Below are 14617 nucleotides of genomic sequence, written 5' to 3'. Positions count from 1 at the left end.
GATCCCGACGGGAAAAAGGATTCCGCAGTTCGCAACGTGTTCTTTCATTGCCCAAAGTGTCCCAATCCAACGCGAGAGAAGTTCGCGTTGCGATCTGCAACCTTAACAACCTCTTGACGGCGTGGTATGTTGGAATTCCGTGCTGCTGCGGCCGCTGCCCCGCCATGAACCGGGCAGTCATCACTGTTGGAGGCAAACACCTATGCTGGGATGGTTCGGCAAAAAGCAATCGCAACCGCCTGCCGGGACGAGGCAGGAACGATCTAAAAAACCGAAGGAAGTTCCTAAAACGGTTACCCCTTCCGCACACGACTCACTCCGGGAGCGTGTCGAGTCTGCGGGACTCCCTACCGAACCGCTCGAAGCGGCACTGGCCGAATGCGACAGACTCGACGCCATGGACCCGGCCTCTCCGGAATACTCCATCAGTTGGAACTATTTGGAGTACATCCTCTCACTGCCCTGGGACAAAACCACCCGCGACGACCTGGACATCCTCCGCGCCGAAGAAGTGCTCAACGCCCGCCACCACGGACTTCAACGGGTTAAGGACCGCATTCTGGAATTCTTGGCGGTAAAAAGTCTTCGGGGCGTTCACACACCGCGCATTCTCCTCGTGGACGACGAACAAATCGCCAGGGAAAATCTGAGCATCGTTTTCGAAGCGGACGGGTACGAGGTGCAAGCCGTGGGCAACGGGCTTGAAGCCGTGGCCGCCATGGAAAAGAAACCGGCCGACGTCGTTGTTTCCGACCTCAAGATGGAAGGAATGGACGGTATGGAGCTGTTGCAGGTTTTGCGGCAGCGCTGGCCGGACACCAAGGTGATCATGCTCACCGGCTACGCCACTGTGAAGACCGCGGTGGCCGCCATGCGCCGGGGAGCGGACCAATACCTCGGCAAACCCGTGAACCTGACCAAACTGCGGCAATACGTATCCGACCTCTATAAGCAAAGCTTGCGGGCGCAACATCTGCATGGCCCGGTGCTTTGTTTCACCGGTCCCCCGGGCTTAGGCAAAACCTCCATAGGCAAGGCCATTGCTGAAGCCATGGGCCGGAAGTTCTTCCGCCTCTCCCTGGCGGGTCTGCGCGACGAAGCCGAATTGCGCGGCCATCGAAGAACCTATGTCGGAGCCATGCCAGGCCGCATTCTGCAAGGCATTCGCAAGGTGCAGTCCAAAAACCCGGTCATCCTGCTGGACGAGGTGGACAAGGCGATTCAGAACTTCCAGGGCGATGCCACGGCCGTGCTCCTGGAGATGCTCGACCCTGAACAGAACCACGCGTTTGTGGACAACTACATGGGGTTGCCCTTTGACCTCTCCGGCGTGCTGTTCATCTGTACGGCCAACACGGTGGAACGGCTGCCCGCTCCGCTCCGGGACCGGCTCGAAGTCATCGAGTTTTCCAGCTACACCCCTCAGGAAAAGCGCTACATCGCCGCCAACCATCTGGTCCCTGACCAACTCGCCCAGCATGGGCTGGACGACCGATTGGTCACGCTTTCCCCGGCGGCTGTGGAACTGATCGTGGGTGGATACACCCGCGAGGCAGGGCTGCGCGGACTGCGGCAACAACTGGCTTCCCTGTGCCGCAAGCTGGCCAGGCGCGTACTGACCAACGGCAAGGATCAAGCCGTGTCCGTTGATGTGGACACCGTGGTTCAACTCCTGGGACCGCCGCCTTTTGCGGCTACGGCGGCACAGGCCAATCCCAAGGTGGGTCTGGCCACCAGTCTGGTCTGGACCGAAAATGGCGGGGAGATAATTTTTGTGGAAGCGGCGGCCATGCACGGCAACAAGCAGCTCTTCCTGACCGGCTCTCTGGGAGAGATACTGCGCGAATCCGCCCAGACCGCCTTGAGCTACATCCGTAGCCATGCCCGGGAATATGCGATTGATCCGATTTTTTACAGCACCGCCGACATCCACGTCCACATTCCGGCCGGAGCCGTGTCCAAAGAGGGACCGTCTGCGGGCATGGCTATCACGCTTGCCCTGCTTTCATTGCTCACCGGACGCCCCGCTCGCCAGGACGTGGCCTCCACGGGCGAGCTTTCCCTGCTGGGCGAGGTGCTCCCCGTGGGCGGCATCCGTGAAAAACTCATGGCCGCACAGGTCTCCGGGCTTTCCGTGGTAATCTTGCCCCAGGGCTGCGCCCCCCGGGTGCAAAGCTTGGGAAAAGACGTGGTGGGAAACTTGGATATCCGCTTTGTTTCCACAATAAACGAAGCCGCCGACATCGCCCTGTGCGACACGGCTATTCCAGACCGAACCGCTTGATCTTCCGCCAAAGAGACACCCTGTCGATACCGAGGACGCGGGCCGCCTGCGTCTTGTTGCCACCGGAAGCGGCCAGCACCTTGCGGATGTGCGCTTTTTCCACACCTTCCAGAGTGGAAAATGACGCCTCGGTCCGGGCGTTGCCGATCTCCACCGGCAACAAATCCGGGGTAAAGGACGGCCCCTGGCCCAGAGCCAAAGCGCGCTGCACCAGGTTCTCCAATTCCCGCACATTACCCGGAAAGGGATAACGCATCAAAATGTCCAGCGTATCCTGGGCAATGGAACGCACGGTTTGCCCGGGCTGGCGGTGCTTTTCCAAAAAATGACCAATGAGGATCGGGATATCCTCACGATGTTCCCGCAGGGGCGGCGCCTGGAGCGTGACCACATTAAGCCGGTAGTAGAGATCCTGGCGAAAGGTGCCGCGTTCCACCAATTCGCGCAGGTCGCAGTTGGTGGCCGCCACGACACGGATGTCCACCGGAATTTCCTTTACCCCGCCCACGCGCAAAAAATTGCGTTCCTGGAGCACCCGAAGCAGCTTGACCTGCATGGTTAGCTCCAGCTCGCCGATTTCATCGAAAAAAACCGTCCCACCGTCCGCGGCCTCAAGAATGCCTTTTTGCCCCCGGTTCGCCCCGGTAAAGGCTTCCTTTTCATGTCCAAACAGCTCCTTGTCCATCAGCTCCGCCGTAAACGTGCCGCAATTAATGGCCATGAACCGCTCGTCAGCGCGCCGACTGAGCTGATGGATGCCCTGGGCGATGAGTTCCTTCCCCGTGCCGGTCTCGCCCTGAATAAGTACATTGCAATTCATCTGGGCCAGTTGCCGCACCGTGTCTTTAAGCCTGATCAGTGGTTCACTCTGCCCCACCAGGGGAAAGTCGGATTTGCCTTCGGCAACCAGCTTACGCAGCCGCAGCACCTCCACGGAAAGGGCGCGTTGTTCCAGGGCGCGCTCCACCTGAAGCCGCAATTCATCGAGCTTGATCGGTTTGGCGATGTAGGAGTGAGCGCCTTTTTGCATGGCCTCCACTGCATTGGCCACGGTGGCATACCCGGTGACCATAATGACCATCACCGCGGGAAAACGCTCCCGCACCCGCTTGAGTAGTTCCATACCGCTCATGCCCGGCAACATCAGGTCGGTAACAACAAGCTCGTACTCCTGCTGTTCCAGCTCGCGGAGTCCTTCCTCGGCCGAGACCATAGCCGTGACCCGATGCCCGGCGCTGGTCAAAACGTGGGTCAGGTTCTCACGGGCGATGCGCTCGTCCTCGATGACCAGGATGGACGCGTCCATCATGCCGCGTCCTCCGCAGCCAAAGGCAGCTTGATGTAAAAAGTCGTCCCCTGGTTCGGCATGGATTCAACCCGAATGGTTCCGCCGTGCTTTTCCACAATGCCGTAGACGATGAACAGTCCTAGCCCTGTTCCCTGGCCCACTTCCTTGGTCGAAAAAAACGGATCGAAAATCCGCTGCAGGGTGTCCGGCGACATTCCCTCTCCAGTGTCCGAAATCACGATGACCTCATGCCCGTTTTCCGGGTAGGTCTTGATGTCGATGACGCCTTCCTCACCGCCGATGGCCTGGGTGGCATTGATGAGCAGGTTGATGAACGCCTCCTGCAACCGCTGCCGGTCCACCAATAGAGTCACGTTGCCGGGAAGGTCCAGATTCACCGTGATTTTCGGACCAATCTGGCTTGAAACAAGCCGCACCGCGCTCTCCACCACCGAGGCGATGGGATAGGGGGCAGGAGAAAAATCCTTATGCCGTGAAAATTCCAGCAGCCCTTTGACGATGTCCCTGGCTCGCACGGTCTCCTGGGTGATGTTGCCGAGCATCTTGTCCGAAAAATCGCTCTGTCCGGCTGTTTCCTCCGCAAGAATCTGGGCCGAGGTGGAAATATTGTTCAGTGGGTTGTTGAGCTGATGGGCGATACCGGAAGCCAGCGTACCGATGGAGGATAATTTTTGCGCCTGCACGAGCTGGGTTTGCCGCTTTTTGAGTTCTTCGACCATGGAATTCAAGGCCACGAAGACCTGCTGAATCTCGTCATGCCCGTTCCTGACCGTAAGCGGCACAAACGTTCCCTGAGCAATGCGGCGGGTGGCGTCCTGCACCCGGCGCAACGGTCCCAGGATGCTCTTGGAAACAAAAATCACCAGTGCGAACACCACCATGGCAACGACGCCCATGGAGACGATCAGGGTCATGCGTAATTTGTGATTGATCCGCAGCACGCTCTCGCGCTCAAACTCGGCAATGGCCCGGGAATGCTCCACCAACTGCTGGCCCGCCTCACGCAGCGCCTGGACGGGCGGAGCGTTTTCCCCGGGCATCCCGTCCATTTCGGCCAGCGCAGCCAGCAGCTCGCCGTACCGGACGATTCCCTGTTCGAGCGCCTCGCGGTGGTTCATCCCCCTGGCCCGGCCGATCTCCTGAAACAGGGCGTCGAGCGCGGTTTCGGCCTCCTGCAGATTTTTCTTTCCTTCAAAGAAAAAGGATCGGTCCCGGTAGAGAAAAAAGTTTTTTTCCTCACGCCGGATTTCCAAAATCAAATTGCGCAGATCGTCGGCCCGCTCAACGAGAACGATTTCCTGCTGCAACTGATTGATGTTGGAGAGGGACAGAAGTCCGATGCCACCGAACGCCAACGTGAAAATTGCGATCCCGATGACAATGGTCTGCCGGAGATTGAGTCTACCCATGCGATTCTCTCAAAGCCTTTTATGGAGAGCTAGACCCTATGCCCCGGCGAAAAAAAACGCAAGACGGCCAGGAGTTCCACGCACCCCGCCATGCGGGACGGCCCGGTTTGTCTTGGCTTCAACAACCCGCTATCCTCATGCGGTAAACTGATTTTTCTTCCGACCCATCTTCACCTTCCTAGGCACTTCGCCCCCTTGTGAACAGAATTTACCCCTTCTACTCTGAATACCATTCAGTTATGACCCGTCGAACCCTACCCTTTTTGCAAAAATGAATGAAAAAAATTGACAACTTGCGCCTGATATACCATAACCCCCATACGAATCGGACAACGACGATTCGACCGAACCAAACATTGCGGCCAATCAACGCGGACCGGATCGGTCCGCTGCAGACCGATAGAAATGGAGGGACCAGATGAGACACGGCTTGAAATTGTTTGTGGTCATGGCGGCGCTGGCCGTCCTGTTCGCCCTTGGCTGCGGCCAGGCGGAACAGAAAAAGGCCGAGGAAAGCGCCCCCGCGCAGGAGCAGACCGCGGAAACCACCGTTGAGCAGGCTGCCGAGGAAGCCCCGGCCATGCCGGAAATCGTCTTTGCTTCGGACTGCACTTGGCCGCCCATGGAATTCCTGGATGCGGACAAGAACATCATCGGCTTCTGCCCCGAGCTGGTCAAAGCCATGGGCGAGGTCGGCGGCTTCACCCCGGTGATCAAAAACACGGCCTGGGACGGCATCTTTGCCGGATTGGCCGCGGGTAAGTACGACGTGATCGCCTCTTCGGTCTCCATCACTGAAGAACGCAAGGCCAAGATGGACTTTTCCGATCCCTACTTTGAGGTCAAGCAGGGCGTGCTCGTGCAAAAGGATTCCGGCATCGACTCGGTGGAAGACCTGAGCGGCAAATCCATTGGCGCGCAGATCGGCACCACCGGCTATTTTGCCGCGGGCAGCATCGAAGGCGCCGAGGCCAAGAGCTATGACGAAGTGGGCCTGGCCGTGGAAGACCTCTTCAACGGACGCATCGACGCGGCCATCTGCGACGATTCCGTGGCCTACGACTACGCCTTGCAGAACGAGCGGTACAAGGAACAGCTGAGCCTGGCCTTCATCATCGACACCGACAAGAAGGAATACCTCGGCTTTGCCGTACAAAAAGGCGACGCCCAGACCGTGCAGATCCTCAACGAGGCGCTGGCCAAGGTCAAGGCCTCCGGCAAGTACGACGAAATCTACGCCAAGTGGTTCGAGTAAGCCGCACGGCACATTTGCGAACACCCCCGGGGCCGCGTTTCTGCGCGGCCCCGGCCCGTTCCTGAAGCGCTCCTCAAAGGCACTCTCTCATGAAAGAACAAAAGAACGTCAAGATCGACATCGGCGACGGCGCGGCCATCCCGCATGACAAAGACCGGGGGCTGTTCAACGCCTGGTGGATTTCCCTGATCGGCGCGGTGAGCATCATCCTCTACCTCGCCATCAGCAAACCGGACCCATACTTCAAGATTCTCAAATTCGTGCCCGACGGTGTACTCGTCACCTTTGAGGTGACCATTCTGTCCATCATCGGTGCGCTGATCCTCGGTCTGTTCACCGGGTTGGGCCGACTCTCCCGCATCCGCCCCATCAACCTCATCGCCTCCACCTATGTGGAAGTGGTGCGGGGCATTCCCCTGCTGGTGCAGCTCTTTTACATCTACTTCGCCCTGGGCCAGCTCTTTCGGGAACTTCCCGAGACCAACGCGGTCTTCATCTTTCTGAAAAACATGCCGCCCCTGGTGGCCGCGGTCATGGCCATGAGCATCTGTTACGGCGCCTACATGGGCGAGGTGTTTCGCGCAGGCATCGAATCCATCGACAAAGGCCAGACCGAAGCCTCCCGCTCCCTGGGGTTCAACCGCTCGCAGACCATGCGCTACGTGATCCTGCCCCAGGCCTGGCGGACCATCCTTCCCCCCGTGGGCAACGAGTTCATCGCCCTGCTCAAGGACAGCTCACTGGTGTCGATTCTGGCCGTGGCCGACCTCTTGCGGCGTGGACGTGAATTTGCCAGTGTCTCCTTCAACTATTTTGAAGCGTACACCATGGTCGCCCTGGTGTATTTGCTGATCACGCTGATCCTTTCCAAGGCCGTCAGCCACATGGAATCGAGGTTGAATTACTATGTCCAAGACTGATGCCATCATCGACATCCAAAACGTATCCAAATTCTTCGGGGAACTGCGCGCCCTGGACGACGTTTCCCTGAGCGTTGGCTCGGGGCAAAAATTCGTGATCATCGGGCCGTCCGGTTCGGGCAAGAGCACCCTGCTGCGCTCCATCAACCGACTGGAGGACATCGACCAGGGCAGCATCCTGATCGACGGCAAGGACATCATGGACCCGAAGAACAACATCAATCGGATCCGCATGGAATTGGGCATGGTCTTCCAGAACTTCAACCTGTTTCCGCACAAAACCGTGCTGGACAACCTGACCATGGCCCCCATCAAACTGAAGGGACTTTCCAAAAAAGATGCCGAAGAAATCGGCATGGAGCTGCTGCACAAGGTCGGCATCCAGGACAAGGCCGGCGTGTTCCCGGCCATGCTCTCGGGCGGCCAGCAGCAACGCGTGGCCATTGCCCGCGCCCTGGCCATGAATCCCAAGATCATGCTCTTTGACGAACCCACGTCGGCCCTGGACCCGGAAATGATCGGCGAGGTGCTCGACGTCATGGTGGCCCTGGCCAAGGAAGGGATGACCATGGTGGTGGTCACGCACGAGATGGGCTTTGCCCGCGAAGTGGCGGACCAGATCGTGTTCATGGACCACGGAAAAATTCTGGAGCAAGGCACACCTGGGCACTTTTTTGAAAGCCCCGAGCACCCGCGCCTGCAACAGTTCCTGGAGCAGATCCTCTAACCCCCGACGGCCGAACACCGCTTTTTCCCACCGGATAGCCCGGAAACCAAGGTTTCCGGGCTGTTTGTATGAGTTGACCTGTGACGGGAAATGTGTTCCGAATCAGGAATCCCAGGTGTGAACCCGAGTTGGAGATTGCCATGAATATGAAGGATGCGGCCCGCACGGCCAGGGAAAAATCCGCGGAACTGATGGACCGCTTTCGCTCCACGGGCAGCCACATGCTGCACGAGGAAAAAATCTATTTCGAGACCCTGGACGATCCCGAGATGGTCAAGGCGCTGCTTCTGCATGTTGTGGAGGGCATCGACCAGGGCCGAGTGATTCTGGCCAATGAAGAAGAGGAAATGGTCCTTTACCCCGGCAGTCTGCTTAAGCTGGCCATCAAAGGGAAACGCACCCAAAGCACCAGCAAAATAAAACTTTCCATCTCCTGGTCCAGACTGGACGAGGATCGCTACACCCTGGACGACGAACCTGGCGCGGTACAGCCCAAGGAAGCCGTGGACACCCCGGCGGACACTCTGGAGACGGAAGCCCCGGACAAACCAGGCAATACCGATTAGCCCGGCGGAACCAACGCCCTGCGACACTGCATGCCCAAAACCGTTTCCATCGTTGTTCCGAGCTACAACCACGCCCCCTACGTGGAAGCCTGCCTGGACTCGCTCTATTTTCAGGATTATCCCGATCTGGAGCTGATCGTGGTGGACGACCGCTCGGACGACGGTTCCCACGAGATCATCACCCAATGGGTCGCCCGGGCCACGTCCGGCCTGCCGCCCTATACGCGCCCCGGCCGCAGCATCCGCTACGAACGCAACCCCGTGAACCTGGGATCCACCCGCAATTATAACAAGGGGTTTACCATGGCCACGGGCGAGTACTGCTCGTTCATGGCCTCGGACGACATGGCCCATCCGCAATGGCTCTCCACTCTGGCCCGCCCCCTGGACCAGGACCAAGCCGACTTCGTCTATGCCGACATGTTCATCATCGACGACGCCCACCGGATTTTGCGCGAGTTCAAACTCCCGGACTACAGCTTCAAACGGTGCTTCTGCGACTGGTATCTCTGCGGCGTGGCCACCCTGTACCGCCGTTCCCTGCACGAACGCTTTGGCTTGTATGACGAAACATCCAATGCGGACGACCACGAATGCTATCTGCGGTTCGCCCTCAACGGCGCGCGGTTCCTGCACATTCCCCAGACATTATACAGCGCGCGCAGCCACGACCAGCGGCAGGTGGGCCTGCATGAACCAAAACAATTCAGCAAGCTGCTGAACGCCTCCCGCGAGCTGACGCGCCTGGCCCGCGCCCGTTCACACACGCTATCCTGACCGACTTCGCCTGCGACGCTTCATCCCCACAACACGTTCCCGCTTCCAGCGCGGGTATGCGGCCTTGGCCCCCCAAAGGCGTCCCCATCTCTCCCCAAAAAAAAGACGCTGCCCGCCCAAAAAAGGCAACGCAGCGTCCTGATCGCGTCAACGGCAAGGCGTTGACCACGTTCTATGCAAAACGAATGGTTAGTCCCGGGCCACGCCCATGAAGCGGAGCAGGAACAGGAACAAGTTGATGAAGTCCAGGTAGAGCTTGAGCGCGCCGAGGATGGTCATCTTGCGAATCGCAGCATCGCCACCGCCGGACGCGGTATCACCCATGACCTTGAGCTGCTGGGTGTCGTAGGCGGTGAGGCCCAGGAACACCAGTACCCCGATGCCGGAAATCACGAAGCCCATGGTGGCGCTGCCCAGGAAGATGTTCACCACCGAGGCGAGCACGATACCGATAAGCCCCATGAACAGCAGGCTGCCCCAGGAGGTCAGATCCTTTTTGGTCAGCAGGCCGTAGGCGCTCATGGCACCGAACATGCCGGCCGTAACCACGAAGGTGGCGGCAATGGACTGCTGGGTGTAGACCAGCAGGATGGGGGAGAGGGTCAGGCCGTTGAGGGCGCTGTAGCCCAGGAAGGACGCCATGGCCGTGGTCGGGGACATCTTGCGGATGCCCATGGACAGGAAAAAGACCAGGCCCAGTTCGGCCAGAATCAAAAAGAGCATCGAGTTGACGGCGAACTGGAGAAGCGGCTGGATGTTCACCGTGGCCCAGGCCACGCCCGCGGTAAGCAGCATTCCGCCGCTCATCCAGCCGTACACGCCGCGCAGGAACTCGTTGACCACTTCCGCCCGGGGGCGGGAGGCGCTGGTGGGCATTCCATACTGCATCATCGTCGTAATCCTCCTACGGAAGGTTGTCATCGGATACATAGGTTCGCCCCAAGCCCGAGCGCCACGAAAACCATTTTCGTGTCCAAGCGCTGCAAGGGGCGGGAGGCTCCCGGTCATGCCGCAAGGCGCGGCCCGGATGCGGGAGCGGAAGATAGGCGATCCGTCAGCAATCTTCGCTCGTGTCAAATTAAGTCCTTTAATCGCACCTGGCAAGGGGAATCAACCTAACAAGAATGATTACTATTTGCTTGACAAGCTTCCTTGATCATGTTTTCTTTTTTTCACGCAAGGACAACCTTTCCTTGGTTGAAAACCACACTACCCTGTTTGGATATCCCACAGGAACGCCTTTGTCCCATAGAAAACCGTTTCCTCTCCTCCCTCGCCGTGTACCTCGTACGGCAATGGTGCAACGGATCATACAATACGACCACGTACGAGCGTTCGGCAACAGACACAACCAAAGTATAAAAGGAGCTAGCTCATGAGTAAGACGATTGAAAATCTGAAGACCGCCTTTGCCGGTGAATCCCAGGCCAACCGCAAGTATCTTGCCTTTGCGGAAAAAGCAGACAACGAGGGTCTGCCCCAGGTGGCCAAGCTCTTCCGCGCTGCCGCAGCCGCCGAAACCATCCACGCCCATACGCATCTGCGTCTCATGAAGGGCATCGGCAGCACGGCCGAGAACCTCAAGGAGGCCATCTCCGGGGAAAGCTATGAATTTCAATCCATGTACCCGGAAATGATCAAGGACGCCGGAGAGGAAGGCGAACGCGCCGTGGAGCGCTACTTTGGATTCGCCAATGAAGCGGAAAAAATCCATGCGGACCTGTACACCGAAGCCGCTGAAAAAATGGACCAGCTCGAAGAAGCGGATTACTATGTCTGCTCTGTGTGCGGCCACACCCTGGCGGGCGAGCCTGAGGGCAAGTGTCCCATCTGCGGGGCCGCGGCCAAGGCCTACTTCAAGGTGGACTAGTTCCCCGCCGCTCCTGTCGCCTGATGCAGCGCCCCGGTTCGCCGGGGCGTTTTTTTTGCGGTCCGTTCGGTGCCGTCGCAATCTTGACCACCAGGGTGTTGGGAACATCAACCGTCTCCTTCGGCTTTTTGTACCCCCCCCGTTGCTGGTCCAGTTCTCCGTACCCCCTTCTCAGGGCCGCCGCCTGCGGTCAAAGACAATCATGCGGTCACGACTGCGAGCAAGGCGCGAAAAAACATTACGGCCGACGAACGCTTTCTGTACACGAGGATTTGATGTATTTGAGGCAACGCAGCGATAGAGTGTTGTTCAACAGCTTGTTAAGGAGGCGAAGTGAGTTTCATTGGCAACCTGATCTGGATTCTGTTCGGCGGTCTATTCATGTCCTTGGGCTGGCTGTTGTCGGCCCTGCTCATGCTCATCACCATCGTGGGCATCCCCTGGGCGCGCTCCTGCGTCACTCTGGCCCACTTCTCCCTGGTTCCCTTTGGCAAGACAGTGGTCCTGCGGCGTGACCTCATGGGCCGGGACGACCTGGGTACCGGCAATCTGGGCCTTGTGGGAAATATCATCTGGTTTGTACTGGCGGGCATCTGGCTGGCCATCGGCCATGTGCTTTCCGCCATTGTCACGGCCATCACCATCATCGGCATTCCCTTTGCCTGGCAGCACCTCAAGCTGGCGCGGGTGGCGTTGGCCCCGGTGGGCAAAAGCGTGGTCACCACCAGGGAGGCCCAGATGCTGTCGGAAAAGTTGGGACGCCCGGTGAGCCTGATCTAAGCCCGTCCCTAGCAAAAAAAAGAGGGCCGAACACGGCCCTCCCTTTTCCTGCCCTACCCGGCCATACCTTACCTGAAGGATTACCCGATAAAGTCCTTGCCCCAACGCACCAAGTTGATGGCGATAAGCAGCGCTCCTTCCCAGCGGCGCACCCGCCAGCCCGTGCGGATGAGCACCAACACCAAAAAGACCATGCCCACCAGAAGCATGAGTCCGGGCAGCGCCTGCTCGGAAACACGCAACGGGCGAAGCACGCAGGTCAGGCCCAGCACTCCGGCGAAATTGAAGAAATCCGATCCGATCAGGTTACCCAGGAGCATGTCGTTCCGCCCTTTGAGCGATGCGGCCAAGCAGGTCACCAGCTCGGGCAGGGACGTGCCTGCGGCCACGATAGTCACACCGATGACCCAGGAACTGACTCCCAGGGAGGTGGCAATGCTCGACGCGGACTCCACCATGAAATCCCCGCCCAGGGCAATGGCCAGAAACCCGGCCAGCAGCACGGGATAGTCATACCAACGGGCCTTGCGCGCCACGTCGTCATCCTCCACCACCAGCGGACTGCCCCGAAAAAACAGGTACACCAGATAGGTCACCAGAATGCCCAGCAGAACAAACCCGGCAATACGTCCCAGATTACCGGTAAGGGCCAGGGACAAAATCAGGACCGTGGTGCCGAAAAGCAGTCCACCGTCGCGCCAAAGCAGCGTGGGATTGGTGCGGATGGGCTTGATCATGGCCATCAGTCCCAGGATGAATCCCAGGTTAAAGATGTTGGATCCCACCACGTTGGAGAGGGAGATGTCTTCCAGCCCCTTGAACGCAGCGGTTCCCGTGACCAGGAATTCGGGCGCGGACGTGCCCATGGCCACGATGGTCAGGCCGATAACCAGCTCGGAAATATTCAGCGTCCGGGCAATGGCCGAGGCCGAATTCACAATCCAGTTGGCACCGAACCAAAGCAGGACCACGGCCAACATGAAAAAGATAATGTCGTGCGTCATATGTCTGGGAACTATGCCTGATATAAGGCCTCAGGACAATGGCGTATCAGAAGTGCGTGGGAGCGCTCCGGGAGTCCGGCTCCCGGGATGAAAGCCCGACTATTCGCGGCCCGCATCCTGAGCGCGGCCCGATCGGGCTTCGCTTTGTTCGATCTTCCATTCCTTGAGTCCGTCCGTACCCGGCTCGCTCCAGGCAAGCGCCGTGTCGCGGCTCGGATGTACGCGGACCTCCGCCACCTGGTCCCTGTGCCGTACGGCAACGCCCACCATGCCGCCCGAACGAACGGCCTTGGGAGAATACGAAGCCATGAGCGCTGCCGCGTCGCGTACGGTTTCCGGGGACCACGCACCATCCCGGAGGGGCCGCCCCAAGGCCAGGGGACTGGGAAAGCCTTGCACGTCGAACACGTAATCTCCGACCCGGGCCAGCTCCTGCAGACGCTCGTTGTCGTCCTGATGTCGGCCCACACTCAACCAATGCGACCCGGCCCAAAACTGGCGGCCAAGATTGGCCAGCTGGAAATCCGTATGCTCCGGTGCCGCGTGATACCGAAGCACGTGGTAGAAACGCCCGGCAGACTCGGACTCCGTGAGCAGGCACCCGCCGCCCGGCGTGGGAATCTCCGGCAGGGCATACACATTGCGGGCCAGCTCCAGCTGCTCCTTGCGCCCCCGTCCGCCAATGCGCAGCAGCCGGGAACGGTCCACCAGCCCGCTCTCTTCCATGGGGGTCGGATCCAGCTTGCGCGCACTCAAGGGACGCAGCAGCATATCCGCCACACCCGCCCGCTTACGGATCAGGTTCAACGTGTCGCGTCGCTGGGACATGGGGCGTTGGCCCACCACCTCGCCGGAGATGAGAAACCGCGCACCATAGGCGGGGAGCAATTCCTTGGCATAGGAAAGCATTTCGATCTTGCAATCCACACAAGGATTCACCAGCTTGCCGTACCCGTTGGGCGGATCCAGCAACATGCGGGTGAAGCGTTCGGAAATATCCACGGCCGTCAGTTCCAGACCGTATATACGGCTCCAGTGCTCCAGTTGATCCGGCTTGCCGAAAAACGGAGACACAAAGTGCAATCCCAGAACCCGGAGACCCTGATCCTGCACAACCCTGGCCGCCAGGACCGAGTCCAGGCCGCCGGAAAACAACGCGAGAGCATCATACTGCATTTGCATGGCCGGGGCTTCATACGTGAGCGGCCTGCGGAGCGCAAGCCAAAGGCAGCGAGCGAAACGAACGACCCGCAGGAACCAGAAAGCTGTTCTTACCGCACGTTCCTTCGGTTACGTGGGGGGAAACGAAAACACCCAAATGGCCCGCCGCGCCCATGGTATCCCGAATACCCTCAATGTCCGTCGGCTTGCATGAATAAACCGCCCTGCCAATCCGGTAGGGCGGTTGTCTATTTCTCGTTTTCCTGTTTGCGGGATGGGGAGCGGAGGAACCAAGCGAGAATGGGAAGAGCGACACCTCCAGCAAGGACTACATATGCAACCCAGTCGTAAACGGGAATCCCCTTAAAGGAGTCTCCTTCTGAAGTGAGATTCACAGTACTTGCAGCAATCAGCGCCGCGCTTAAGGCAATTTCCGGTAGCTTGATTCTCATTTCTTTTCTCTTTTAATGAAGCAATTCCTTTCCGCCCATGCCCATCACGCCAATAGAGACCAGTGTAATCCCCATGATGATCTCTGCTGGCTTAATCCTTATT

At 58.9% G+C, this 14617-nt stretch carries 13 protein-coding genes; 8 read left to right on the top strand and 5 right to left on the bottom strand.

The window, feature by feature from the left end; translation table 11 throughout:
- Nucleotides 1-202: 202 nt before the first annotated feature.
- On the top strand, nucleotides 203-2284 hold the full coding sequence (locus tag B5D49_RS10275) for a S16 family serine protease (protein WP_078717611.1): 2082 nt from the start codon (nucleotides 203-205) through the stop codon (nucleotides 2282-2284).
- On the opposite strand, the gene B5D49_RS10270 is transcribed toward B5D49_RS10275, so the two are convergent.
- Both B5D49_RS10270 and B5D49_RS10265 read right to left on the bottom strand, forming a co-directional pair.
- Entirely contained in the window at nucleotides 2262-3593 is a 1332-nt protein-coding gene (locus B5D49_RS10270) for a sigma-54-dependent transcriptional regulator (protein ID WP_078717610.1), read from the bottom strand. The two genes, B5D49_RS10275 and B5D49_RS10270, sit on opposite strands and share 23 nt — an antisense overlap.
- Nucleotides 3590-5002 carry a sensor histidine kinase gene (locus B5D49_RS10265; RefSeq protein ID WP_078717609.1) on the bottom strand — a complete coding sequence of 471 codons (1413 nt, stop codon included), beginning with the start codon at nucleotides 5000-5002 and terminating at the stop codon, nucleotides 3590-3592. The genes B5D49_RS10270 and B5D49_RS10265 overlap by 4 nt, the downstream gene beginning before the upstream one ends.
- A gap of 418 nt (nucleotides 5003-5420) precedes the next feature.
- Here B5D49_RS10265 and B5D49_RS10260 point away from each other — a divergent pair, with 418 nt between their 5' ends.
- From B5D49_RS10260 to B5D49_RS10240, 5 genes are all read left to right on the top strand, one after another.
- Nucleotides 5421-6257, top strand: coding sequence for a basic amino acid ABC transporter substrate-binding protein (locus tag B5D49_RS10260; RefSeq protein WP_234990682.1), 837 nt, complete (start codon nucleotides 5421-5423; stop codon nucleotides 6255-6257).
- A gap of 89 nt (nucleotides 6258-6346) precedes the next feature.
- Nucleotides 6347-7177 carry an amino acid ABC transporter permease gene (locus tag B5D49_RS10255; RefSeq protein ID WP_078717608.1) on the top strand — a complete coding sequence of 277 codons (831 nt, stop codon included), beginning with the start codon at nucleotides 6347-6349 and terminating at the stop codon, nucleotides 7175-7177.
- Nucleotides 7164-7904 carry an amino acid ABC transporter ATP-binding protein gene (locus B5D49_RS10250; RefSeq protein WP_078717607.1) on the top strand — a complete coding sequence of 247 codons (741 nt, stop codon included), beginning with the start codon at nucleotides 7164-7166 and terminating at the stop codon, nucleotides 7902-7904. Before B5D49_RS10255 ends, B5D49_RS10250 begins: the two co-directional genes overlap by 14 nt.
- A gap of 140 nt (nucleotides 7905-8044) precedes the next feature.
- Complete coding sequence (locus B5D49_RS10245; RefSeq protein ID WP_078717606.1) at nucleotides 8045-8470, top strand: amphi-Trp domain-containing protein; 426 nt, start codon at nucleotides 8045-8047, stop codon at nucleotides 8468-8470.
- A gap of 30 nt (nucleotides 8471-8500) precedes the next feature.
- Nucleotides 8501-9247 (top strand): glycosyltransferase family 2 protein, encoded by a 747-nt coding sequence (locus tag B5D49_RS10240; RefSeq protein ID WP_078717605.1) that lies wholly within the window; start codon nucleotides 8501-8503, stop codon nucleotides 9245-9247.
- A gap of 189 nt (nucleotides 9248-9436) precedes the next feature.
- Here the strand turns inward: B5D49_RS10240 and B5D49_RS10235 are convergent, their stop codons facing one another.
- The gene (locus tag B5D49_RS10235; RefSeq protein WP_144019418.1) at nucleotides 9437-10138 is read right to left on the bottom strand and encodes a Bax inhibitor-1/YccA family protein; all 702 of its coding nucleotides are present in this window, start codon (nucleotides 10136-10138) and stop codon (nucleotides 9437-9439) included.
- Nucleotides 10139-10622: 484 nt separating this feature from the next.
- Here B5D49_RS10235 and B5D49_RS10230 point away from each other — a divergent pair, with 484 nt between their 5' ends.
- The gene (locus B5D49_RS10230; protein ID WP_078717604.1) at nucleotides 10623-11117 is read left to right on the top strand and encodes a rubrerythrin family protein; all 495 of its coding nucleotides are present in this window, start codon (nucleotides 10623-10625) and stop codon (nucleotides 11115-11117) included.
- A gap of 333 nt (nucleotides 11118-11450) precedes the next feature.
- Entirely contained in the window at nucleotides 11451-11897 is a 447-nt protein-coding gene (locus B5D49_RS10225; RefSeq protein ID WP_078717603.1) for a YccF domain-containing protein, read from the top strand.
- A gap of 80 nt (nucleotides 11898-11977) precedes the next feature.
- Here B5D49_RS10225 and B5D49_RS10220 read toward each other — a convergent pair whose 3' ends face one another.
- Complete coding sequence (locus tag B5D49_RS10220; protein WP_078717602.1) at nucleotides 11978-12901, bottom strand: calcium/sodium antiporter; 924 nt, start codon at nucleotides 12899-12901, stop codon at nucleotides 11978-11980.
- A 99-nt stretch (nucleotides 12902-13000) separates the two neighbouring features.
- Complete coding sequence (locus B5D49_RS10215; protein ID WP_078717601.1) at nucleotides 13001-14083, bottom strand: tRNA(5-methylaminomethyl-2-thiouridylate) methyltransferase; 1083 nt, start codon at nucleotides 14081-14083, stop codon at nucleotides 13001-13003.
- Nucleotides 14084-14617: the final 534 nt, after the last annotated feature.

It is taken from the genome of Paucidesulfovibrio gracilis DSM 16080, from assembly GCF_900167125.1.
Lineage (GTDB): Bacteria > Desulfobacterota > Desulfovibrionia > Desulfovibrionales > Desulfovibrionaceae > Paucidesulfovibrio > Paucidesulfovibrio gracilis.
This window is presented reverse-complemented; position numbering and strand designations above follow the sequence as displayed.

Coding starts and splice junctions, on each gene's coding strand:
- B5D49_RS10250 (WP_078717607.1), top strand. CDS start 7,164: ATGTCCAAGACTGATGCCATCATCGACATCCAAAACGTATCCAAATTC.
- B5D49_RS10275 (WP_078717611.1), top strand. CDS start 203: ATGCTGGGATGGTTCGGCAAAAAGCAATCGCAACCGCCTGCCGGGACG.
- B5D49_RS10220 (WP_078717602.1), bottom strand. CDS start 12,901: ATGACGCACGACATTATCTTTTTCATGTTGGCCGTGGTCCTGCTTTGG.
- B5D49_RS10245 (WP_078717606.1), top strand. CDS start 8,045: ATGAATATGAAGGATGCGGCCCGCACGGCCAGGGAAAAATCCGCGGAA.
- B5D49_RS10240 (WP_078717605.1), top strand. CDS start 8,501: ATGCCCAAAACCGTTTCCATCGTTGTTCCGAGCTACAACCACGCCCCC.
- B5D49_RS10255 (WP_078717608.1), top strand. CDS start 6,347: ATGAAAGAACAAAAGAACGTCAAGATCGACATCGGCGACGGCGCGGCC.
- B5D49_RS10230 (WP_078717604.1), top strand. CDS start 10,623: ATGAGTAAGACGATTGAAAATCTGAAGACCGCCTTTGCCGGTGAATCC.
- B5D49_RS10235 (WP_144019418.1), bottom strand. CDS start 10,138: ATGATGCAGTATGGAATGCCCACCAGCGCCTCCCGCCCCCGGGCGGAA.
- B5D49_RS10260 (WP_234990682.1), top strand. CDS start 5,421: ATGAGACACGGCTTGAAATTGTTTGTGGTCATGGCGGCGCTGGCCGTC.
- B5D49_RS10270 (WP_078717610.1), bottom strand. CDS start 3,593: ATGATGGACGCGTCCATCCTGGTCATCGAGGACGAGCGCATCGCCCGT.
- B5D49_RS10215 (WP_078717601.1), bottom strand. CDS start 14,083: ATGCAAATGCAGTATGATGCTCTCGCGTTGTTTTCCGGCGGCCTGGAC.
- B5D49_RS10265 (WP_078717609.1), bottom strand. CDS start 5,002: ATGGGTAGACTCAATCTCCGGCAGACCATTGTCATCGGGATCGCAATT.